17 protein-coding genes are annotated in these 21113 nt (G+C 70.6%); 6 read left to right on the forward strand and 11 right to left on the reverse strand.

From position 1 onward, the window contains the following. Nucleotides 1–63: 63 nt before the first annotated feature. From murA to purD, 3 genes are all read right to left on the reverse strand, one after another. Nucleotides 64–1329, reverse strand: a complete 1266-nt coding sequence (gene murA, locus ABZ459_RS04950; protein WP_357965993.1) for a UDP-N-acetylglucosamine 1-carboxyvinyltransferase — start codon at nucleotides 1327–1329, stop codon at nucleotides 64–66. Nucleotides 1330–1407: 78 nt separating this feature from the next. Further along, nucleotides 1408–2244 (reverse strand): phosphoribosylaminoimidazolesuccinocarboxamide synthase, encoded by an 837-nt coding sequence (locus tag ABZ459_RS04955; protein ID WP_357965996.1) that lies wholly within the window; start codon nucleotides 2242–2244, stop codon nucleotides 1408–1410. Then, nucleotides 2241–3458 (reverse strand): phosphoribosylamine--glycine ligase, encoded by a 1218-nt coding sequence (gene purD, locus ABZ459_RS04960; protein ID WP_357965999.1) that lies wholly within the window; start codon nucleotides 3456–3458, stop codon nucleotides 2241–2243. The genes ABZ459_RS04955 and purD overlap by 4 nt, the downstream gene beginning before the upstream one ends. Before the next feature lie 462 nt (nucleotides 3459–3920). Between purD and corA the strand changes: the two genes are divergently transcribed. Then, nucleotides 3921–4937, forward strand: coding sequence for a magnesium/cobalt transporter CorA (gene corA / locus ABZ459_RS04965; protein ID WP_357966001.1), 1017 nt, complete (start codon nucleotides 3921–3923; stop codon nucleotides 4935–4937). A 7-nt stretch (nucleotides 4938–4944) separates the two neighbouring features. Here the strand turns inward: corA and ABZ459_RS04970 are convergent, their stop codons facing one another. Continuing rightward, nucleotides 4945–5853 carry a glycerophosphodiester phosphodiesterase family protein gene (locus ABZ459_RS04970; protein ID WP_357966003.1) on the reverse strand — a complete coding sequence of 303 codons (909 nt, stop codon included), beginning with the start codon at nucleotides 5851–5853 and terminating at the stop codon, nucleotides 4945–4947. 155 nt (nucleotides 5854–6008) lie between these two features. On the opposite strand from ABZ459_RS04970, the gene ABZ459_RS04975 reads away from it, so the two are divergent. Continuing rightward, the gene (locus ABZ459_RS04975; protein ID WP_357966006.1) at nucleotides 6009–6695 is read left to right on the forward strand and encodes a GNAT family N-acetyltransferase; all 687 of its coding nucleotides are present in this window, start codon (nucleotides 6009–6011) and stop codon (nucleotides 6693–6695) included. 70 nt (nucleotides 6696–6765) lie between these two features. On the opposite strand, the gene ABZ459_RS04980 is transcribed toward ABZ459_RS04975, so the two are convergent. The 3 genes from ABZ459_RS04980 to fbaA form a co-directional block, all read right to left on the reverse strand. Continuing rightward, entirely contained in the window at nucleotides 6766–8049 is a 1284-nt protein-coding gene (locus tag ABZ459_RS04980) for an adenylosuccinate synthase (RefSeq protein WP_357966008.1), read from the reverse strand. Between the two features lie 128 nt (nucleotides 8050–8177). After that, complete coding sequence (locus tag ABZ459_RS04985) at nucleotides 8178–8588, reverse strand: DUF3151 domain-containing protein (protein ID WP_357966011.1); 411 nt, start codon at nucleotides 8586–8588, stop codon at nucleotides 8178–8180. A 34-nt stretch (nucleotides 8589–8622) separates the two neighbouring features. After that, nucleotides 8623–9645, reverse strand: coding sequence for a class II fructose-bisphosphate aldolase (gene fbaA / locus ABZ459_RS04990; RefSeq protein ID WP_352357541.1), 1023 nt, complete (start codon nucleotides 9643–9645; stop codon nucleotides 8623–8625). Nucleotides 9646–9771: 126 nt separating this feature from the next. On the opposite strand from fbaA, the gene ABZ459_RS04995 reads away from it, so the two are divergent. Next, the gene (locus ABZ459_RS04995) at nucleotides 9772–10482 is read left to right on the forward strand and encodes a DedA family protein (protein ID WP_357966013.1); all 711 of its coding nucleotides are present in this window, start codon (nucleotides 9772–9774) and stop codon (nucleotides 10480–10482) included. A gap of 90 nt (nucleotides 10483–10572) precedes the next feature. Beyond that, nucleotides 10573–11022, forward strand: coding sequence for a hypothetical protein (locus ABZ459_RS05000; RefSeq protein WP_357966015.1), 450 nt, complete (start codon nucleotides 10573–10575; stop codon nucleotides 11020–11022). Here ABZ459_RS05000 and pyrE read toward each other — a convergent pair. Beyond that, nucleotides 10997–11530 (reverse strand): orotate phosphoribosyltransferase, encoded by a 534-nt coding sequence (gene pyrE / locus ABZ459_RS05005; RefSeq protein WP_357966018.1) that lies wholly within the window; start codon nucleotides 11528–11530, stop codon nucleotides 10997–10999. The genes ABZ459_RS05000 and pyrE overlap by 26 nt on opposite strands. Nucleotides 11531–11540: 10 nt before the next feature. Next, nucleotides 11541–12239, reverse strand: a complete 699-nt coding sequence (locus ABZ459_RS05010) for a hypothetical protein (protein ID WP_357966021.1) — start codon at nucleotides 12237–12239, stop codon at nucleotides 11541–11543. 111 nt (nucleotides 12240–12350) lie between these two features. Here ABZ459_RS05010 and ABZ459_RS05015 point away from each other — a divergent pair, with 111 nt between their 5' ends. Next, entirely contained in the window at nucleotides 12351–14687 is a 2337-nt protein-coding gene (locus ABZ459_RS05015) for a sigma-70 family RNA polymerase sigma factor (protein ID WP_357966024.1), read from the forward strand. A 186-nt stretch (nucleotides 14688–14873) separates the two neighbouring features. After that, a complete protein-coding gene (locus ABZ459_RS05020) occupies nucleotides 14874–16124 on the forward strand; it encodes an NYN domain-containing protein (RefSeq protein WP_357966027.1) in 1251 nt (416 codons plus the stop codon). A gap of 73 nt (nucleotides 16125–16197) precedes the next feature. On the opposite strand, the gene ABZ459_RS05025 is transcribed toward ABZ459_RS05020, so the two are convergent. Then, nucleotides 16198–16827 (reverse strand): response regulator, encoded by a 630-nt coding sequence (locus tag ABZ459_RS05025; RefSeq protein ID WP_357966030.1) that lies wholly within the window; start codon nucleotides 16825–16827, stop codon nucleotides 16198–16200. 3 nt (nucleotides 16828–16830) lie between these two features. After that, nucleotides 16831–21021 (reverse strand): HAMP domain-containing protein, encoded by a 4191-nt coding sequence (locus tag ABZ459_RS05030; RefSeq protein WP_357966033.1) that lies wholly within the window; start codon nucleotides 21019–21021, stop codon nucleotides 16831–16833. Nucleotides 21022–21113: the final 92 nt, after the last annotated feature.

Here is a 21113-nt window from a genome sequence, read left to right on the forward strand (position 1 = left end):
GTCGTTCTGGTTGACCGCCCGACAAGATGTCTCAGCAGCTCAACGCGGTTTTTCTCATGTTTTTTAGCGCTCAGAAATCTCTCGTGTAATGTCCGCGCCGAGCGCGCGCATTCGCGCCGCGAGATGTGCGTGGCCGCGATCGATGAGGTATCCGGACTCGATGACGGTCTCTCCTTCGGCCGCCAGACCGGCGAGCACGAGCGCGATACCGGAGCGCAGATCGTGGGCCGTGACTTGTGCGCCCTTGAGCGGAGTGCGCCCGCGTACGACGGCCCTGCTGCCGTCGACCTCGACGTCGGCGCCCATCTTGTTGAGCTCGCCGGCCAGGGCGAAGCGGCCGTCGAAGATGCGCTCGTGGATGTAGCTCGTGCCGTCGGCCAGGGCGGCCACCGTCATCATCGGCGACTGCAGGTCGGTCGCGAACCCGGGATAGGTGTCGGTGATGATGTTGATGGGCCGCAGCGGACGGTCGCACCGCACGTGCAGCACCGCGCCCTGCCGGGCGAAGTCGACGCCCATCTGCTCCAGCTTGTAGCGGACGACGCCCAGGTCGAGGCCGGTGCCCACGAGGCTGAGCTCGCCGCCGGTGATCGCCGCGGCCATCGCGAACACGCCCGCGTCGAGCCGGTCGGGCATCACGGTGTGCTCGACGGCGTGCAGCTCCTCCACGCCCTCGACGGTGATGAACCCGGTGCCGCCGCCGCTGATGCGCGCGCCCATCTTGGTGAGCATGTCGATGACGTCGAGCACTTCCGGCTCAAGGGCCGCGTTCTCGATCACCGTCGTGCCCTTGGCCAGGGCGGCGGCCATGATCAGGTTCTCGGTGCCGGTGTGGGAGGGCGTGTCGAGGTAGAGCGTCGCGCCGGTCAGGCCGCTGGCCTTGACGTGGATGACGGTCTCGCCCTCGTCGACGACCGCGCCCAGCCGCTTGTAGCCCAGGTAGTGGAAGTCGAGGTTGCGGCTGCCGAGGTTGCAGCCGCCCACGCCCTCCACGATCGCCTCGCCCAGCCGGTGGAGCAGCGCGGGGGTGAACAGCACCGAGCCGCGGAACCGGCGCGCGATCTCGGCCGGCAGCACGGGGCTGCTCAGTCGGGAGGCGTCGATGACCAGCGTGCGCTCGGACTCGTGCAGCTCCACGTACGCGCCGATCGTCTCGGCCAGCTCGACCGCGCGCCGGACGTCTTCGATGATCGGCACGTTCCGCAGCACGGTACGGCCCTTGGCGGCGAGCAGAGCCGCACCGATCATGGGAAGCACGGCGTTCTTCGCGCCCTGGATGAACGCGGTTCCACGCAGTGCGTTGCCACCGCGCACGCGGTAACGGACCATTTCGTGCGGCTCCTTGAAATCAACGGTGAGGCTCGATCGGGCCAACAGTAGTGGCTGACACCAGGTGACCCAGCCGAATCATCCGCTAAAGGGAGCCCCCGTGACGCGCTCATACGCTTCTAGGTATCGCTGCCTTGTGCGCTCGACAACGTGCTCGGGAAGTCGAGGTGGGGGGTTTCCTGAGGATTTGTCCCATCCGGATTCGGGCGAGAGCAGCCAATCGCGTACATATTGCTTATCGAAAGAAGGTTGCGCCCGGCCCGGCTGCCATTCGTCGGCCGGCCAGAACCGCGACGAGTCCGGCGTCAGCACCTCGTCGCCCAGCGTCAGCACGCCGTCGGCGTCGAAGCCCAGCTCGATCTTGGTGTCGGCCAGGATGATGCCGCGCTCACGGGCGATCTCCGAGCCGCGCGTGTAGACGTCGAGCGTGATGCGCCGCAGCTCGTCGGCCGTCTCCGCGCCGACCTCGGCGACGACCTGCTCGAAGGAGATCGGCTCGTCGTGCTCTCCCTGCGGGGCCTTCGTCGAGGGGGTGAAGATCGGCTCCGGCAGCCGGGAGCCGTCCTCCAGCCCCGGGGGCAGCGGCACCCCGGAGACCGTGCCGGTCGCGCGGTACTCCGACAGGCCGCCGCCGGTCAGGTAGCCGCGGGCCACGCACTCCACCTGGACCATGCGCAGCGGCTTGCACACCACGCTGCGCGCGTCGTCGCCCCTGGCCAGGATGTGGTTGGGCACGACGTCCTTGAGCTGGTCGAACCACCACAGCGACATCTGCGTGAGGATGGCGCCCTTGTCGGGGATGCCGGGCTCCAGCACGTAGTCGAAGGCCGAGATCCGGTCGGAGGCGACCATCAGCAGCAGGCCCTCGTCGGTCTCGTAGAGGTCGCGTACCTTGCCGGAGTGCAGATGCTTCATCGGGCGATGTCCGTCCTGTGGTGCGAGCCGCGCAGCTCGACGCGGTCGACGAGGTCGTAGGCGTTGCGGCGGGCGCTCGCCTGGTCGGGGCCGTGGCCGACGACGGTCAGCACCCGGCCGCCGTTGGAGACGACCTCGCCGCCGGGGCCGCGCGTGGTGCCGGCGTGGATGACGTACGCGTGCTCGGTCTCGGCCAGGCCGGTGATCACGTCGCCCTTGACCGGCGAGTCGGGATAGTTCTCCGCCGCGATCACCACGGTCACCGCCGAGCCGTCCTTGAACACCGGGTCGAGGCCGAGCTCGCCGGTCGCGCAGGCCATCAGCAGCCCGCCGAGCGGCGTCTCCAGCCGGTCGAGCAGCACCTGGGTCTCGGGGTCGCCGAACCGGGCGTTGAACTCCACCACCTTCGGCCCCTTCCGGGTCAGGGCCAGCCCCACGTAGAGCACCCCCTGGTACGGCAGCCCGCGCCGCCCCAGCTCGGCGATCGTCGGGTGCACGACCTCGCGCATGACCTGCTCGGTCAGCCCTTCCGGCGCCCAGGGGAGCGGCGTGTACGCGCCCATGCCGCCGGTGTTGGGCCCCTCGTCGCCGTCGTAGGCGCGCTTGAAGTCCTGGGCGAGCTGGAGCGGCACCGCCGTGCTGCCGTCGCACAGCGCGAACAGCGACACCTCGGGCCCGTCGAGGAACTCCTCGATGACCACCCGTTCGCAGGCCCGCGCGTGCTCCAGCGCCTGGTCGCGGTCGCGCGTGACGACCACGCCCTTGCCCGCCGCGAGGCCGTCGTCCTTGACGACGTAGGGGGCGCCGAACTCGTCGAGCGCGGCGGCGGCCTCCTCCTCGGTCTCGCACGTACGGGCGCGGGCGGTCGGCACGTCGGCGGCCTTCATGATCTCCTTGGCGAACGCCTTGGAGCCTTCGAGCATGGCCGCCTCGCGGGTCGGCCCGAAGCAGGCGATGCCGGCCTCGCGCACGGCGTCGGCCACGCCCGCGACGAGCGGCGCCTCGGGCCCGATCACGACGAGGTCGGCCGCCAGCCGCCCGGCCAGCTCGGCCACCTGCGCGGGATCGACGGGATCGACGGGATGAACGGTCGCGACGCCTTCGATGCCCGCGTTACCGGGAGCACAGTGGAGCTCGCTGACCTGGGGATCGAGTTTGAGCGAACGGCACAGGGCGTGCTCACGCCCTCCGGAACCAATGACTAGAACGCGCACGTGCCCCATTGTCGCAGGCCCAGCCCCCTCGCCCGGCGCGGGTCCCGGGCGGGTTGCAGGCACGTCGGATGCCGGAACAAGCCCGCATCTTTGTGCGGTTCTACCTGAACCGAGCACCCTCCGGCGAGTATCGTCGTTTGGGTTCACCCGCCTGTGGTAGGTTAAGGCGGCTTTGCGGCGTCTCTTGTGATTGGAGGTGGTCCGGGATGAAACCTGGTGATCCCAGCAGTACGTGCTCTCCCACGTACGCCCCAGTTACCCCCGACCACTCCAATCCGGCAGCCTGATCGTGCCTCCACGCATTTGTGTCGATTGAGGTGACTTTTCATCGCGCGTGGAGCGTGCCAGGTCGGGCGGAAAGGGACTGCCATGCGCTCGTCCACGCTTTTCCGTCGCATCAACCGTCACCCTGTTCAGCCGCACGCCGCACGCCCGCTCACCAAGCCGGTGCGTGAGATCTGCGTGCCTCCTGTCGACTCCATCGTCGAATTCGGCGCCTACATCCAGGGCAAGAAGGTCTGCGCCCCGGGCATCGTCGAGTCCCTCGAACTCGTCCGTGAGCACAACAAGAACGCCGACGGCGCGAACGCGTTCGTCTGGGTCGGCCTGCACGAGCCCGAGGCGCCCGAGGTGGAGTGGTTGTCCGAGGTCTTCGGGCTGCACCCGCTGGCCGTCGAGGACGCGGTCAAGGCCCACCAGCGTCCCAAGGTGGAGCGCTACGGCGAGTCGCTGTTCATGGTGCTGAAGACGGTCGCCTACCTCGACCACGACGAGCTGACGGCCAACAGCGAGATCATCGCCACCGGCGAGATCATGGTGTTCCTCGGGGTCGACTTCGTGGTCACCGTGCGCCACGGCGAGCACTGCCCGCTCACCCTGGTCCGCGAGCGCCTTGAGGACAAGCCCAAGCTGATGAACCGCGGCCCGGCCGGCGTGCTGCACGCCATCGCCGACCACGTCGTCGACCAGTACCTCCAGGTGGCCGACCTGATGCAGCTGGAGCTCGAAGAGGTCGAGGCGACCGTCTTCGCCGACGTCAGCTCCCGCGACATCAACCGGATCTACCAGCTCAAGCGGGAGATGCTGGAGATGAAGCGGGCCGTGACCCCGCTGCAGTCGCCGCTGTCGGCGCTGCCGCAGCGCCGCGTCATCCCCTCGGAGATGCGCGAGTACTTCCGCGACGTCGGCGACCACCTGTCCCGCGTGTGCGAGCAGGTCGAGTCCTCCAACGAACTGTGCAGCTCGATCCTGCAGGCCGCCCTGGCCCGCTCGAACGCCCTGGCCAACGAGGACATGCGCAAGATCTCGTCGTGGGTCGCCATCCTGGCCGTGCCGACGATGATCGCCGGCATCTACGGCATGAACTTCGACTTCATGCCCGAGACCAAGCAGGTCTGGGGCTATCCGGCGGTGCTGGCCGTGATGATCACCGCCTGTGTGCTGCTGCACCGCGGCTTCCGCCGCAACGGCTGGCTCTGAGCGGCGCTCAGACGCTCACGGGCTTGAGCGGCCGAACGCCCTCCGGCAGATCGAGGCCGCGCTCGCGCCACAACTCCCGCATGCGGTCGGGGTAGTCGGTCACGATCCCGGCCACGCCGAGGTCGATCATGCGGCCGGCCAGGGCCTGGTCGTTGACCGTCCAGACCGCCACGTCGAGGCCCGCCGCGGCCGCCTGGGCCATCAGCTTCTCGTCGACCATCACGTGCTCGGGCGAGAGCGTGGTGGCCCCGGCCTCGCGCGCGGCGGCCGGGATGTCGTCGCCCAGCCCGCCCTCGTGCCAGTGGAGCGTGTCGAGCTCGATCAGCGCGAACCGCCTGGCCGCCGGTGCGAGCCGGGCCGCGTGCCTGATGACGCGCCAGTCGAAGCTGAGGACGGCGGCGTTGCCCAGCCTGCCGTGCCGGTCGAGCTCCTCGACCACCAGCTCGGTGAACATCTCCGGGTCGGCCGTCAGCTCGGGCCTGGTCGGGTCGGACTTCAGCTCGACGTGCAGCCGTACGTGCTCGGCCTCGTAGGCGTTGACCAGCCCGAGCACCGCGCCGAGCGTGGGCATCCTGGTCTCCGGCATGGCGACCTGGGTGAGCGCGAACGGGTCGTCGAGGTGGCGCGGCAGGCGTACGCCCACGTCGAGCGTGCGCAGCTGGGCGAGGCTGAGCGCGTTGATCGGCTTGCCCACGTACGGGAAGAGCGGATCGCCCTGCCGCAGCGGCCGGCGGTCGGCGCTGGTGACGGCCGAGACCGTGAGGTCGTGCGTGAGCACGAGGCGGCGATCGGCGGTGAGGGCGACGTCGAGCTCAAGCGCGTGGACGCCCAGCTCCATCGTGCGGCTCAGCCCTGGCAGGGTGTTCTCCGGCCACAGGCCCCGCGCTCCTCGGTGACCATGAATCTCAACGCGCACACCGGGGACACTACCCGGCGCGAGGCCCGCTGAGGCAGTGCCACGCCGTGTCCTTTTTATCCTGCTACGCCCGGTCGGACGCGAAGGCGGCCAAGAGGGCCCTCCGCCCGCTTATTGCACGATAAATGCAACTACCTTGCAATAAGCTGGAGCTCATGACGGAGGTTCTCAAACATGCCCATTCAGCAACAGTCCGGGCATGGGTGGACGGCTGGGTGATCTCCCGCAACGCCCCGCGGCCCGTACCCGAACCGTGGGGCCTCAGAGTGGACGTCGGCCTTCCCGGCCACGTGGCGCGGCACGTCGTCCCCACCCCTACCGCGGAGATCCTGGACCACCTGACCGGCACCCTCACCGTCCCCGGCACCTGGCTCAAGCTCTGCGCCCCCGCCGAGGCGGTCGCCCCCTCCCTGCCCCCGCGGTGGTCCGTGCAGGAGCAGGAGTACATGATGACCACCGCGTCCCTGGCCCGCACCACCCCGAAGGCCCCTCCGGGCTACACCCTGGCGATCACCACCCGGGCGGGGGTGACCGTGGCCCGGCTGCTCACGGCCGCGGGCGAGGTCGCGGCGCGCGGCCAGTTCGCCGTCGCGGACCGCGCCGCCGTGATCGACCAGGTGGAGACGGCCGCCGAACACCGGCGGCGCGGCCTCGGCACGGTGGTCATGGCCGCGCTCGCCGCCGCCGCCGTCTCCCGGGGCGCCCGCACGGGCATCCTGGTCGCCACCGCCGCCGGCCAGGCCCTGTACGAGACCCTGGGCTGGACCCTGCACACCCCGATGACCGCCGCCGTCCTCACCGCCGAGGGCCCGGCGGACGGGGAACCCGCCGGCCGGCCGTAGGCCCCGCGACGCACCGCGACACACGAGGGGCCCGGCGCGTTCCCGCGCCGGGCCCCTCGTCACGTGCCGGTCAGACCAGCGACCGCACCACCACGGTCTGGTCGCGGCCGGGGCCGACGCCGATCGCCGAGATGGGCGCCCCGCTCATCTCCTCCAGCGCCCGCACGTACGACTGCGCGTTCGGCGGCAGGTCCTCGAACGACTTGGCGTGCGAGATGTCCTCCTGCCAGCCCGGCAGCTCCTCGTAGACCGGGACCGCGTGGTGGAAGTCGGTCTGGGTCATCGGGATCTCGTCGAACCGCACGCCGTCGACCTCGTACGCCACGCACACCGGGATGCGCTCGAGCCCGGACAGGATGTCGAGCTTGGTGAGGAAGTAGTCGGTGACCCCGTTGATCCGGGTCGCGTAGCGGGCGATCACCGCGTCGAACCAGCCGCAGCGACGGTCGCGGCCGGTGGTGACGCCGTACTCGCCGCCGGTCCTGCGCAGCCACTCGCCCGTCTCGTCGGTCAGCTCGGTCGGGAACGGCCCCGAGCCCACGCGGGTCGTGTACGCCTTCAGGATCCCGATGATCTTCGTGAGCCGGTTCGGCGGGATGCCCGCCCCGGCGCACGCGCCCCCGGACGTCGGCGAGGAGGAGGTGACGAACGGGTACGTGCCGTGGTCGATGTCCAGCAGCGTGCCCTGGCCGCCCTCCAGCAGCACGAACTTGCCCTCGTCCAGCGCCTTGGAGAGCACCAGCGAGGTGTCGGCGATGTGCGGCTTGAGCCGTTCGGCGTAGGCCAGGTACTCCTCCAGCACGGCGACCGGGTCGATGCCGCGCCGGTTGTAGACCTTGGTCAGCACCTGGTTCTTCTCGGTCAGGGCGACCTCGATCTTCTTGGCCAGGATGCCCGGGTCGAGCAGGTCCTGGACCCGCACGCCCATCCGGGCGATCTTGTCGCCGTACGCGGGGCCGATGCCGCGCCCGGTGGTGCCGATCTTGGCCTTGCCCAGATAGCGCTCGGTGACCTTGTCCAGCGCCTTGTGGTGCGGCATGATCAGGTGCGCGTTGGAGGAGATCAGCAGGCGTTCGGCGGAGATGCCCCGCGCGGCCAGCCCGTCGATCTCGCTCAGCAGCACCCCCGGGTCGATCACCACACCGTTGCCGATCACCGGTACGACGTCCGGCGACAGGATCCCCGTCGGCAGAAGATGCAGAGCGTATTTCTGGTCACCGATGACGACGGTGTGTCCCGCGTTGTTGCCACCCTGATAACGGACGACGTAGTCGACGTCGCCACCGAGCAGGTCGGTGGCCTTGCCCTTGCCCTCATCGCCCCACTGGGCCCCAACGAGAACGGCAGCCGGCATTGTTCAGTCTCCCGAGCACAAAACGAAACCCCTGGCGCAAGTGCGACAGGGGCTCTTGCGTAGAGAGACTACCCGAGTCTGCCCATTCGTCCCAAGGCGCGTGGGTCCAATGCGGGCCCAACGCGCTGCTAACCCTTGGTCAGCGCCTCATATCCGGTCTCGGTGCTGTCCTTGAGGAACTGCAGGCAACGCTCGGCCTCGTCCTTCTCGCCGATGGACTGCGCCGCCCTGGACAGGGCGTGCAGGCAGCGCAGGAAGCCGCGGTTGGGCTCGTGCTCCCACGGGATGGGACCGTGGCCCTTCCAGCCGCTCCTGCGCAGCTGGTCGAGGCCGCGATGGTAGCCCGTGCGGGCGAAGGCGTAGGAGGTGACGGCATGGCCCTGCGCGAAGTACTCCTCCGCGAGCGCGGCCCAGGCCGCCGGGTGGGCGGGGAAGCGGGCGGCCACGTCGGCGGCCTTGGCCCCGGATTCCAGCGCCTCCCTGGCCTCGGGCAGGTCCGGCAGGTGAGTCGGGGGCGGCCCGGCGAGAAGGTTATCCATAGGACAAGTCATACCCGCCGTGCCGCCCAAGTGGCTAGGAGATCTTCGTCCCACTGCTCTTGAGGTTGTGGCAGGCCTCCGCCACACGGGCCGCCATGCCGGTCTCGGCGCTCTTGCCATAGGCGCGCGGGTCGTAGGCCTTCTTGTTGCCGACCTCGCCGTCGACCTTCAGCACGCCGTCGTAGTTGCGGAACATGTGGTCGGCGATCGGCCTGGTGAAGGCGTACTGGGTGTCGGTGTCGACGTTCATCTTCACCACGCCGTAGGAGATGGCCTCGTGGATCTCCTCCAGCAGCGAGCCGGAGCCGCCGTGGAAGACCAGGTCGAACGGCTTGTCCTTGCCGTACTTGGCCCCGACCGCGTCCTGGATCTCCTTCAGCACGCTCGGCCGCAGCTTCACGTGGCCCGGCTTGTAGACGCCGTGCACGTTGCCGAACGTGGCGGCCAGCATGTAGCGGCCCCGGTCGCCGACGCCGACGGCCTCGGCCGTGGCCAGCGCGTCCTCGGCGGTGGTGTAGAGCTTCTCGTTGATCTCGCCGACGACGCCGTCCTCCTCGCCGCCGACGACGCCGATCTCCATCTCCATGATGATCCGGGCGCGGGCGCACTTGTCCAGGAGCTCCTTGGCGATCTCCAGGTTCTCCTCCAGCGGCACGGCCGAGCCGTCCCACATGTGCGACTGGAAGAGCGGGTCGAGGCCCTTGGACACCCGCTCCAGCGAGATGTCGATCAGCGGCCGCATGTAGCCGTCGAGCTTGTCCTTCGGGCAGTGGTCGGTGTGCAGCGCCACCGTGACCGGGTACTTGGCGGCCACCACCCGCGCGTACTCGGCCAGCGCGGTCGCGCCCGTCACCATGTCCTTGACCGTCGTGCCGGAGAGGAACTCGGCGCCGCCGGTGGACACCTGCACGATGCCGTCGCTCTCGGCCTCGGCGAACCCGCGCAGCGCGGCGTTCAAGGTCTGAGAAGAGGTCACGTTGATCGCCGGATAGGCGAACCCGCCCGCTTTGGCACGGTCGAGCATCTCGGCGTAGACCTCTGGAGTCGCGATGGGCATGAGTCATCTCCCTGAGAAGTACGGCTTCGCGCCTGCCCAGTATCCCGGCTCCCAACCACAACTGGTAGTGACAACGCGAGCCGGATGGCCACATCCGATTCGCTCGGCTCCAGGTAGGCTCACGGGGTGGACTGGCTCTGGAATCTCCTCGACCCGACGTGGTGGCTCACCATCCTCGGCGCCTTCGCCACCATCGGCGTCCTGGCGATCATCTTCGCCGAGACGGGTCTGCTGATCGGCTTCTTCCTGCCGGGCGACTCGCTGCTGGTGGCGGCGGGGATCTTCAGTTCCGCGTCGCTGGTCGTGGGCGAGGCGCCGCCGATCTCCTTCCCCGTCCTGGTGATCGGCACACCGTTGTGTGCCATCGCGGGCGCCCAGCTCGGCCACTTCCTGGGTGCCCGGTTCGGCAGGAAGATGTTCGACCGGCCCGACTCGCGGCTGTTCAAGCGCGAACACGTCATACGCGCCGAGGAGTTCTTCCAGAAGTTCGGCCCGGCCAGGGCGGTCGTGCTGGCGCGGTTCGTGCCGATCGTCCGCACGTTCATGAACCCGGTGGCCGGCGTCCTGGAGATGCCCGCCAGGCGCTTCTTCCTGTGGAACGTCATCGGCGGCGTGGTCTGGGTCGAGGGCCTGGTGCTGCTCGGCTACTTCCTCGGCAGCAAGGTCGATCCCAAGCAGATCGACAAGTACATCCTGCCGGGCGTGTTCATCATCGTCTTCATCTCGCTGATCCCGATCATCGTCGAGGTCGTCAAGAAGCGCCGCGAGCGCAAGCGGCTGCCGCTGCCCAACGGCAAGCACCACCGCGTGCCCTCCAGCAGCGACCCCCAGCACTGACCTCCGGCGCTGACATCCGGCACTGACCCCGGGGGCCCTGAGTTACCACCGGGTACAGTGCCCCCTGTGGGACGCCACAGGTCAGATCCGATGGGAATCGCCCGATCAGCCCTCGTCGTCCTCGCGGTGGGGGCCGTGGTGACGCTGGTGGTCGTCGGCGTGCGCGCCCTGATCGGCTCGTTCGGCTCGCAGCCGGAGCGGCCGGCGTCCACGGCAGCGTCCACGACAGCGCTCACGACAGCGCTCAGGGCCATGCCCACGGGCACCGGGGCCGTGCGGGCGAGCGAGGGCAGGGTGCCGACCGTGCGCATCGAGTGCGTGGCCGAGGTCTGCCCCACCGTGACCGTCCGCGTCCCCGGCGGGGACGTGCTGCAACATCGCGAGATGAGCAGGGGTGAAGAGGTCAGCTACTTCGAGCCGGAGCTCGACGTCGTGCTCGGCGACGCGGGCACCGTCCGCGTCACCGAGAACGGCAGCCCCCGCGCCCCCGGCGGGCAGGGCGCGAGGGCGGCCTTCACAGTCCGAGGTCCTGGAGGCTGAAGGCGGTGCGGTAGTCGAGCCCCTCCTCCGCCATCCGCGCGCCCGCGCCCCGGTCGACGATCGTGGCCACGGCCACCACCTCGGCGCCCGCCTCCCGCAGCGCCTCGACGGCGGTCAGCGGCGAGCCGCCGGTCGTCGAGGTGTCCTCCACGGCCAGCACCCGGCGGCCCTTCACCTCGGGCCCCTCGATCCGGCGCTGCATGCCGTGCGACTTCTGCGTCTTGCGCACCACGAACGCGTCGAGCGTGCGCCCGCGCGCCGCCGCGGCGTGCAGCATCGCGCAGGCCACCGGGTCGGCCCCCATCGTGAGCCCGCCGACGGCGTCGAAGTCGAGATCGTCGGTCAGGTCGAGCATCACCTTGCCGACGAGCGGCGCGGCCACCCCGTCGAGCGTGATCCGCCGCAGGTCGAGGTAGAAGTCGGCCTCCTTGCCCGAGGAGAGCGTGACCTTGCCGTGGACGACGGCCTTGCGCTTGATCTCGGCCAGCAGGTTGTCGCGGTCTGTCATGCGCCCAAGCTTAGGGTCCCAGGCTCAGCGTCCTGATGAGAGCCAGGGCCTGCGCGTGCGCGCGGGGGAGCCGGCGCACCCGGACGCGGGCGTGGCGGCCGTGCAGGATCTCCGCGGCGCGCAGGTCGGCGACCTTGCCGGGCAGCCGATCGTCCTCCCTGGTCACCGCGGCGACGCGGGTGGGCGCGAGCAGTGCCAGTGTCTCCTCGCCGGTGAACGCCCTGCGCAGCGCCGTGGCCAGGTTGAGCGCCGCCGCCAGCCGCTCGGCCAGCTCCGCGATCTGCCCGTACGGCTCGGCCACCACCAGCAGGTGCCCGCCCGCGACCGCCCCCCGGTAGAGCTCGCCCAGCCTGGTACGCAGGTAGGCCACCGTGGCCAGGCCGGTCAGCGGGTCCTCGCACTGCAGGTCGCTCATGGGCGCGAAGCTCTGTTCGGCCCACCCGGCCGCGTACGCCCGTACCAGGGGGAACGTCGGCTCCCCCCGATCGGTGACGGCGAACAGCGCCGCCAGGTCGCCCAGCCCCTCGTTGATCCCCACCCCCGCCCCCGCGCGCGCCGCGCCCAGCTCCTCGCAGGCGCGCGGCAGGTCGCCGCCGTCCGTCGCGGCCCTGATCGCGTACGCCACCGCCGGGGTCCACCAGTCGTCGGCCAGCGACCAGCCCTCCGCCATGCTCCGGCCGCGCCAGCGCGACAGCACGTCCTCGTCCATGCGTCCTCCCGTGGTCCTCAGAGGTAAAGACGGCGCTTCGGTTTAGTCATGACGGAGAATGCGGAATGATTGCGCGGGGCAACCCGCTGTAATCGTGAGGTCACAATGAGTGTGGAATCGCCGCTAAGCGATGCGGACCTGCTGAAGGAGGTCCGAGCCGGCGTCGCGACCGCGTACGGACGGCTCTACGAGCGTCACGTGGCCGCGGCGCGCGCGCTGGCCAGACAGCTCGTCAGGGGCGAGTCCGAGGTCGAGGACGTCGTGGCCGAGTCGTTCACGAAGATCCTCGACCTGGTGGGCAGGGGTGGCGGCCCGGAGTCGGGGTTCCGCACGTACCTGCTGACCGTCGTGCGCCGCACCGTCTACGACCGCAGCCGGGTCGAGAGCCGCCAGGTGACCACCGGCGAGATCGAGCGCTACGACGCGGGCGTGCCCTTCGTCGATCCCGCGCTCGTCGGCCTTGAGCGGTCGATGATCTCGCGCGCGTTCCTGTCGCTGCCCGAGCGGTGGCGGGCGGTGCTCTGGCACACCGAGGTGGAGAAGTGCAAGCCCGCCGAGGTCGCGCCGCTGCTCGGCCTGTCGGCCAACGGGGTGGCGGCGCTGGCCTACCGGGCGCGCGAGGGGCTGCGGCAGGCGTACCTGCAGATGCACCTGCGCGCGGCGCCGCAGCACGAGTGCCGTCCCGTGCTCGGCAAGATGGGCGCCTATGTCAGGGGCGGCCTGGCCAGGCGCGACTCGCGCGCGGTCGACGACCACGTGAACGACTGCGAGGAATGCCACGGCGTCCTGCTCGAACTGACCGACGTCAACCGCGGCCTGCGCGTCATCGTCGGCCCGCTGATCGCCGGCCCGGTGTTCAGCGGCTACGCCGCGGCGCTGGCCAAAGCGGGCGCGGCCGGCGGCGGAGCGGGCTGGCTGCTGCGGCTGTTCGGCTGGTTGCGGCGGGCGCCCTCGCGGCAGCAGGTCGTGGCGGCGGGCGGCGTCGCGGTCGCGTCCGCGGCGGTGGCGGCGTTCGTGCTGGTGTCCGGGGAGTCGCCGGTGGCCGAGCGGCCGGTGGCCACGCCCACGCCGCTGGCCCAGCCCCCGGTGTCGGTGCGGCCGGTGCCGCTGCCCGTGGCGAGCGAGCCGCCGGCGCGCGTCCCACCGCCGCGGAAGGAGCCGCGGGGCAGGCCGCGGCTGCGCGCCACGATCGGCGCGCTCGGCGCCCTCGTACGCGCCCAGCCCGGCATCGTCGGCATGCGCCTGCGCAACGACGGCGACGGCCCGAGCGGCGAGCTGGCCGCGACCGTCGAGCTGCCGCCCGGCGTGACGCTCCTGCCGCCGGCCAGGCGCGGGCACGGCGTGGCGCTCCTCGATCCCGTGGGCACGGTCGACGGCTGGTCCTGCCGGCAGGCCGGCCAGGGCGCCCGGTGCGCCAGGCAGCCGCTGGCCGCGGGGCACGGCACGGCGGTGTTCCTGCGCGTGCTGGTGTCGGAGCTGGCCCCGGAGGGCGCCGGGCCGGCCGTGCGCGTCGACGCCGACAACCTCCACGTCAACGCGCGGGCCACGCAGGGCGTGCGCACGGTGGGGGCGTCGGCCAGGTTCGCCACCGAGGGCAGGGTGGCCGTCCGGGCGATCGGCAACACGCTGCTGAGCTGCCCCGAGGAGCACGACGGTTGCGCCGAGGCCAGGCGCCGCCAGGGCGACCAGCGCGACAACGACCTGTGGCCGATGACCCCGCTCGACCAGGACTCCAGCCCGGCCACCACCGCGTCCAGCGCGGCCCGGCTCACCCTGCCCAGGGACAGCAGGGTCGTGTGGGCCGGGCTCTACTGGTCGGCGAGCGGCGCGGCGGCGGGGCCCGTCAAGGTCAGGGCGCCGGGCCGGCGCACGTACGTGTCGGTCCTTCCCGACCACGTCACGGCCCTCGACATGCCGCTCGGCCCGGCCTACCAGGCGTTCGCCGACGTCACCGCGCTGGCCGGGCAGGCGCGGCCGGGCGGCCTGTGGTGGGCGGCCGACGCGCCGATGGCGGAGGGGGCCTCCAGCCACGCCGGGTGGAGCCTGGTGGTGGTCGTGGCCGGGCCGCGGGAGCCGTACAGCCAGGCCGTGGTGCTCGACACGGCGACCGTGATCGGTGGCGCGGCCAGGAAGGTGCGCATGCCGCTCGGCGGCCTGAGCCCGGCCGCCGCGCCGGCTCGGGCCGAGCTGGTGACCTGGGAGGGCGACGCCGATCTCCAGGGCGACAAGGTCTCGCTCGGCACCGGCGCGATCGTCCCCGAGGGCGGCGACCGTGAGCGCGCCAACGTCTTCGACGGCTCCGCCAACGGCGCCAGGGGGATGACCTTCGGCGTCGACGTCGACACGGTCGACGCCGAGCTGGGCCGCGATCCGGCGCTGACGATCGTGACCGACAAGGACGTCGTGCTCTTCGGCGCGGCCGCGCTGACCGTCAGGGGACGTTCATGACCGCAAACAGGACGAACTGGTACGGTCTGCCTAAATGGTCTGGCTGGACGGCGGCCCGCGGTCGAATCGTCGGGATTCACCCTCGCGCGATCACCTGCTTTCATTACCCTGAGAGAGGGCCGCCGAGTCCGGTCTCTGACGGTGCAGAGCCAGCAAGGTCGGACCACCAGGAAAGGGGCGGTGTCAGTGGATCGCTGTGCGCTGTTCGTGGACGCCGGCTATCTGCTGGCAGACGGAGCGATGGCCGTGCACGGCACTCGCCATCGAGAGGCCGTCGCCTGGGACTATCCCGGGCTCCTCCAGCTGATGACCAACCTGTCGCGCGAACGCACGGGCCTGCCGCTGCTGCGGTGCTACTGGTACGAGGCGACCGTCGAGGGCCGCCGCACCCCGGAGCACGACGCGCTGGCCGACATCCCGGGCCTCAAGCTCAGGCTCTCGCGCATCCGGCCGGGCCGCCGCGAGGGCGTCGACGCCCAGGTCCATCGCGACCTCATGACCCTCGCCCGCAACAACGCCATCTGCGACGCCGTCGTCGTCAGCGGCGACGAAGACCTCGCCCAGGTGGTGTGCGACGCCCAGGATCTCGGCATCAGGGTCACCGTCATCCACATCGCCGCCGACGGCGGGTGGGCCGTGTCCCGGTCGCTGCGGCAGGAGTGCGACGACCTGGTCGAGCTGGGCAGCGCCCACCTGCGGCCCTACGTCACGATGGTGAGCGGCGTCACCGAGTCCGCCAACGGTCACCACCAGCCGCTCAGCAACGGGCACGCCGCCCACTCGCTGCCGCCCGCACCGCCGGCCGCGCCCCCGGTGACCCCGACGGCCTCGCTGCCGCCGGCGCCGTCCTCGGGCAGCCACGCGGCCGGGCAGTCCTCCGGGAGCCACGCGGCGCCCTCCTCCGGCCAGCCGTCCGCCAACGGGCAGGCGTCCTCGGGCGGGCGGTCGGCCACGCCGCCGGTGTTGCCCTCGTACTCGGGGTACCAGGAGCAGCCGCCGTCGATCCCGCCGTCCGTGCCGCCGTCCGCGCCGGCGACGGGGCCGCTGCAGCAGCCGCAGTCCGCCTCGCCGAGCACCGGGCAGTTCGCCACGCCGTCCTCGGGGGGCACGTACCAGCAGGCGCAGCTCGGGCCGTACACCGGGCCGCAGGCCGCGCCCGTCTCCCCGCCACCCGCCGCCACCGCCGGGGCCACCACGCTGGCCGACGCCGTGAAGGCCGCCCATCGCGAAGGGCACGACTTCGGCGAGTCCGTGGCCCGCGACGCGCCCGCGCTGTGGCTGGAGGCGGTGCTCGCCCGCAAGCCCCGCATGCCCTCCGACCTGGAGGCCCGCCTCCTGCAGGGGTCCTCGCTGCCGATCGACTTCCTCCTGCACGACGAGGTCCGCCACGCTCTGCGCCGCGGCTTCTGGGACGCCCTCGAACGCGCCCGCCACTGACCCTCCCGGGAGGCGTGGCAAGCCAGACGCCCGGGCGCCATGAGCGGCGGCCCGGGCGTCGGACGGGACGAGGTCAGGAGAGCGCGTCGAAGCCGGCGCGCAGGTGGGCGACCCGATCGCCCAGGTCGGCCAGCGGTACGGCGAGCGCCGGATCCTGCGACTTGCGGCCCAGTTCCCGCACCCGGGCCAGCTCGTCCTCCACCGCCGTGAGCCGCCGGGACAACTCCGGCAGCACCGAGGCGTGGTCACCCGCTCCGGGCGGCAGCTCGCCGGTCAGCCGCTCGCGGAGCAACGACGCCTGCTCGGCCAGGCGCTTGTTCATGTTGTAGAGCTCGGTGAACACCGACACCTTCGCCCGCAGCACCCAAGGGTCGAACGGCTTGGTGAGATAGTCGACCGCGCCCGCCGCGTATCCGCGGAAGGCGTAGTCGGGAGCGCTGTCGACCACGGTCAGGAAGATGATCGGGATGTTCCTGGTCCGCTCCCGCCGCTTGATGTGGGCGGCCGTCTCGAAGCCGTCCATGCCCGGCATCCGGACGTCGAGCAGGATCAGCGCGAACTCGGTGTTGAGCAGCGCCTTGAGCGCCTCCTCGCCGGACCTGGCGCGTACGGGCACCAGGTCGAGCGAGCTGAGGATCGCCTCCAGGGCGATCAGGTTCTCCTCGCGGTCGTCGACCAGGAGGATCTTTGCACGGTCCGGCATCGATCACGACCCTTCAGCGGTTGAGGGCGACGAGTCGGTCGTGGCTCCTCGCCCACGGCTGAGCCAGCCGCGCAGCCGTTCGAGCAGGCGATCGACGTCGACCGGCTTGGGCACGTAGTCGGACGCGCCCGAGGCGATGCTCTTCTCGCGATCACCACGCATGACCTTAGCGGTCAGCGCGATGATCGGCAGGTCAGCGAACTGGGGCATGCGCCGGATGGCCGAGGTCGTGGCCCAGCCGTCCATCTCCGGCATCATGATGTCCATCAGGACGAGCGCGACGTCTTCGTTCCGTTCGAGCTGCTCGATCCCCTCGCGGCCGTTCTCGGCGTAGACGACCGTCGATCCGTGTCGCTCCAGCACGCTGGTGAGGGCGAACACGTTGCGGATGTCGTCGTCGACGATGAGGATCTTGGCGCCGTTGAGCGGGTCGTCGCCCTGCCACTGGGCGGGCGTCTCCACGGGCGCCTCGACCAGCTCGGGCATCGGCATGTCGAGCGGCGGCGGCTCGGGCAAGGTCGCGGCGGCGGCCTGCTCCTCGGCGGGCGAGGTCATGAGCTGCCGGCGCGGGGCCGTGCTGCCGTCGGTGGCGGCCAGCGGGCCGGTGTAGGAGGCCGGCAGGTAGAGGGTGAACGTGCTGCCCCTGCCCAGCTCGCTGTCGACGTGGATCTCGCCGCCGAGCAGCCGGGCGATGTCGCGGCAGATGGCCAGGCCGAGGCCGGTGCCGCCGTATTTGCGGCTGGTGGTGCCGTCGGCCTGCCTGAACGCCTCGAAGATGACCTCGCGCTTGTCGGGCGCGATGCCGATGCCGGTGTCGATCACCTGGAAGGCCAGCAGGTCGGTGGCGTCGTGGAGGGTGTCGTCGTCGAAGTCGACGCCCCGGGGCGCCGCCGCCACCCGCAGCTTGACCTCGCCCTTCGGGGTGAACTTCACCGCGTTGGACAGCAGGTTGCGCAGCACCTGCTGCAGACGCTGCTCGTCGGCCCGCAGCTCGCTCGGCACGTCGGAGGCCACCTCGACGCCGAACGACAACCCCTTGTCCTGGGCCAGCGGCGCGAAGGCCGCCTCCAGCAGGTCGACCATCTTGGGCAGCGACACCTGGATCGGATGGATGTCCATCCGGCCCGCCTCGACCTTCGACAGGTCGAGCATGTCGTTGATGAGCTGCAGCAGCGCCGAGCCCGCGCTGTGGATCGTGCGGGCGAACTCGACCTGCTGGGACGTCAGGTTGCCCTCGGCGTTCTCGGTCAGCAACTTGGCCAGCACCAGCAGGCTGTTGAGCGGTGTGCGCAGCTCGTGGGACATGTTCGCGAGGAACTCGGACTTGTACCGCGAGGAGACGGCGAGCTGCTCGGCGCGCTCCTCCAGGGTGCGGCGGGCCTGCTCGATCTGGAAGTTCTGGATCTCGATCGCGCGGTTCTGCTTGGCCAGCAGCGCCGCCTTGTCCTCCAGCTCGGCGTTGGACCTGCGCAGCTCCTCCTGCTGCCGCTGGAGCTCGTCAGAGCGTTCCTGCAGCTCACGGGTGAGCCGCTGGGACTCGGTCAGCAGGTCTTCGGTGCGGGAGTTGGCGATGATCGTGTTCATCGTGACGCCGATGGTCTCGACGAGCTGCGTCAGGAAGTCGAGGTGCACCTCGCCGAACGGGGTGAAGGAGGCCAGCTCCAGCACGCCGAGCACGCGGTTCTCGAACAGGATCGGCAGCACGACGATCTGCGCGGGCGTGGACTGGCTGAGCCCGCTGTCGATGGTGATGAACTGCGGCGGCACGTCGTCGAGGATGATGTGCCTGCCCTCGGCCGCCGCCTGGCCGACGATGCCCTCGCCGATCGCGAAGCGCCGGCGCGGCCCCCGGTCGGGGCGCACGCCGTAGCCGCCGATCAGCGTCAGCTCGTGGTCGCCCTCGGGGTCGATGCCGTAGAAGGCGCCGTAGCGGGCCGAGACCAGCGGAGTGAGCTCGCTCATCGTCAGCTTGGCCACCTCGAACAGGTCGCGGTGGCCCTGCATGAGCCGGGAGATGCGGGCCAGGTTGGACTTGAGCCAGTCCTGTTCCTGGTTGGCCTGGGTGGTCTCGCGGAGGTTGGCCACCATCGAGTTGATGTTGTCCTTCAGCTCCGCCAGCTCGCCCTGCGCCTCGACGGCGATCGAACGGGTCAGGTCGCCCCGGGCCACGGCGCTGGTCACGGTCGCGATGGCGCGCACCTGCGTGGTCAGGTTGCCGGCCAGTTCGTTGACGCTCTCGGTGAGCCGCTTCCAGGTGCCCTCGACGCCCTCGACCCGGGCCTGGCCGCCGAGCTGGCCCTCCGAGCCCACCTCGCGGGCCACGCGGGTGACCTCGGAGGCGAAGGAGGACAGCTGGTCGACCATCCGGTTGATGGTGGTCTTCAGCGCCAGGATCTCGCCCTGGGCGTCGACGTCGATCTTGCGGGTCAGGTCGCCGTTGGCCACGGCCGTGGTGACCTCGGCGATGTTGCGCACCTGATAGGTCAGGTTGTTCGCCATGAAGTTGACGTTGTCGGTGAGGTCCTTCCACACGCCCGACACGCCCTGCACCCTCGCCTGGCCGCCGAGCTGCCCCTGCGTGCCCACCTCGCGGGCCACGCGGGTGACCTCGTCGGCGAAGGACGACAGCTGGTCGACCATCGTGTTGAGGGTGTCCTTGAGCTGCAGGATCTCGCCCTGCGCGTCAACGGTGATCTTCTTCGACAGGTTGCCCTGCGCCACCGCGGACGAGACGGCCGCGATCTGGCGCACCTGCGAGGTGAGGTTGTTGGCCATCGAGTTGACGTTGTCGGTGAGGTCTTTCCAGACCCCGGACACGCCGCGCACCTGCGCCTGGCCGCCGAGCTGGCCCTCGGTGCCGACCTCGCGGGCCACGCGGGTGACCTCGGAGGCGAACGAGGACAGCTGCTCGACCATCGTGTTCATGGTCGACTTGAGTTCGAGGATCTCGCCCTGGGCGTCGACGTCGATCTTGCGCGTCAGGTCGCCGTTGGCCACGGCCGTGGTCACCTGGGCGATGTTGCGCACCTGGTAGGTCAGGTTGTTGGCCATCGAGTTGACGTTGTCGGTGAGGTCCTTCCAGACCCCGGACACGCCCTTCACCTCGGCGCGCCCGCCGAGCTTGCCTTCGGTGCCGACCTCGCGGGCCACGCGGGTGACCTCGTCGGCGAAGGACGACAGCTGGTCGACCATCGTGTTGAGGGTGTCCTTGAGCTGCAGGATCTCGCCCTCGGCGTCAACGGTGATCTTCTTCGACAGGTTGCCCTGGGCGACCGCCGTCGCGACGGTCGCGATCGAGCGCACCTGCGAGGTCAGGTTGTTGGCCATGAAGTTGACGTTGTCGGTGAGGTCCTTCCAGACGCCCGACACGCCGGTGACCTGCGCCTGGCCGCCGAGCTGGCCCTCGGTGCCGACCTCGCGGGCCACGCGGGTGACCTCCTCGGCGAAGCCCGAGAGCTGGTCGACCATCGTGTTGACGGTGTTCTTCAGCTCGAACATCTCACCCACGGCGTCGACCGTGACCTTGCGGCTCAGGTCGCCCTTGGCGACCGCCGTGGTGACCACGGCGATGTCGCGGACCTGCGCGGCCACGCGTGAGGACATCGTGTTGACGGCCTCGGTGAGGTCGCGCCAGCTTCCCGACATGCCCCGCAGGTTGGCGCTGCCGCCCAGCCGGCCCTCGGTGCCCGCCTCGCGGGCGACCCTGGTGACCTCGGAGTTGAACAGGGCGAGCTGGTCGACCATGCCGTTGATGGCCTTGCCCAGGCGGCGCACCTCGCCGCGGGCCGACCGGTCGAGGTCGATGCGTCGTGACAGGTCGCCCTTGGCCACCGCGTCGATCACGTCGGCCGCGCCGCTGACCGGGCTCACCAGGGCGTCGATCAGCATGTTGACCGACTCGACGCTCTCGGACCACGCCCCGACGCCCGGGCCGGGCGTCAGCCGCTCCCCGAAGCGCCCTTCCTTGACGACTTCTTTGCGAACTCTCGCCAGCTCGTTCGCGAGATGTTCGCGGCGGTCGGCCACTTCGTTCAGCAGCAGGCGCACTTCGCTGAGGATGCCGGGAGGAGCGTGCGGGACCCGACGCCGGAAATCGCCGTCACGCCAGGAGAACAGAGTCTCCAGCACGGGAACGAGATCCGATTCTGTATAGGTCCTCTCCTCCGGGCTTGATGCGGCCTTGGCCGTGGTCATGGGGCCTCCTTCACTCGCGACGGGTCCCGGCGAGTGATTCAAGTCTGTCACGATGAGTAGCTCGTAGTCCTGCCCTTGGATTTACCCCAAGT

Origin of the sequence: Nonomuraea sp. NPDC005692 (genome assembly GCF_040631115.1) — a bacterium.
Taxonomy (GTDB): Bacteria; Actinomycetota; Actinomycetes; order Streptosporangiales; family Streptosporangiaceae; genus Nonomuraea.

Excerpts from the sequence above, each read along its gene's own strand:
- murA (WP_357965993.1), bottom strand. The coding sequence starts at position 1,329 with ATGGTCCGTTACCGCGTGCGCGGTGGCAACGCACTGCGTGGAACCGCG.
- ABZ459_RS04955 (WP_357965996.1), bottom strand. The coding sequence starts at position 2,244 with ATGAAGCATCTGCACTCCGGCAAGGTACGCGACCTCTACGAGACCGAC.
- ABZ459_RS04975 (WP_357966006.1), top strand. The coding sequence starts at position 6,009 with ATGACGGAGGTTCTCAAACATGCCCATTCAGCAACAGTCCGGGCATGG.
- ABZ459_RS04980 (WP_357966008.1), bottom strand. The coding sequence starts at position 8,049 with ATGCCGGCTGCCGTTCTCGTTGGGGCCCAGTGGGGCGATGAGGGCAAG.
- ABZ459_RS04985 (WP_357966011.1), bottom strand. The coding sequence starts at position 8,588 with ATGGATAACCTTCTCGCCGGGCCGCCCCCGACTCACCTGCCGGACCTG.
- fbaA (WP_352357541.1), bottom strand. The coding sequence starts at position 9,645 with ATGCCCATCGCGACTCCAGAGGTCTACGCCGAGATGCTCGACCGTGCC.
- ABZ459_RS05000 (WP_357966015.1), top strand. The coding sequence starts at position 10,573 with ATGGGAATCGCCCGATCAGCCCTCGTCGTCCTCGCGGTGGGGGCCGTG.
- pyrE (WP_357966018.1), bottom strand. The coding sequence starts at position 11,530 with ATGACAGACCGCGACAACCTGCTGGCCGAGATCAAGCGCAAGGCCGTC.
- ABZ459_RS05010 (WP_357966021.1), bottom strand. The coding sequence starts at position 12,239 with ATGGACGAGGACGTGCTGTCGCGCTGGCGCGGCCGGAGCATGGCGGAG.
- ABZ459_RS05025 (WP_357966030.1), bottom strand. The coding sequence starts at position 16,827 with ATGCCGGACCGTGCAAAGATCCTCCTGGTCGACGACCGCGAGGAGAAC.
- ABZ459_RS05030 (WP_357966033.1), bottom strand. The coding sequence starts at position 21,021 with ATGACCACGGCCAAGGCCGCATCAAGCCCGGAGGAGAGGACCTATACA.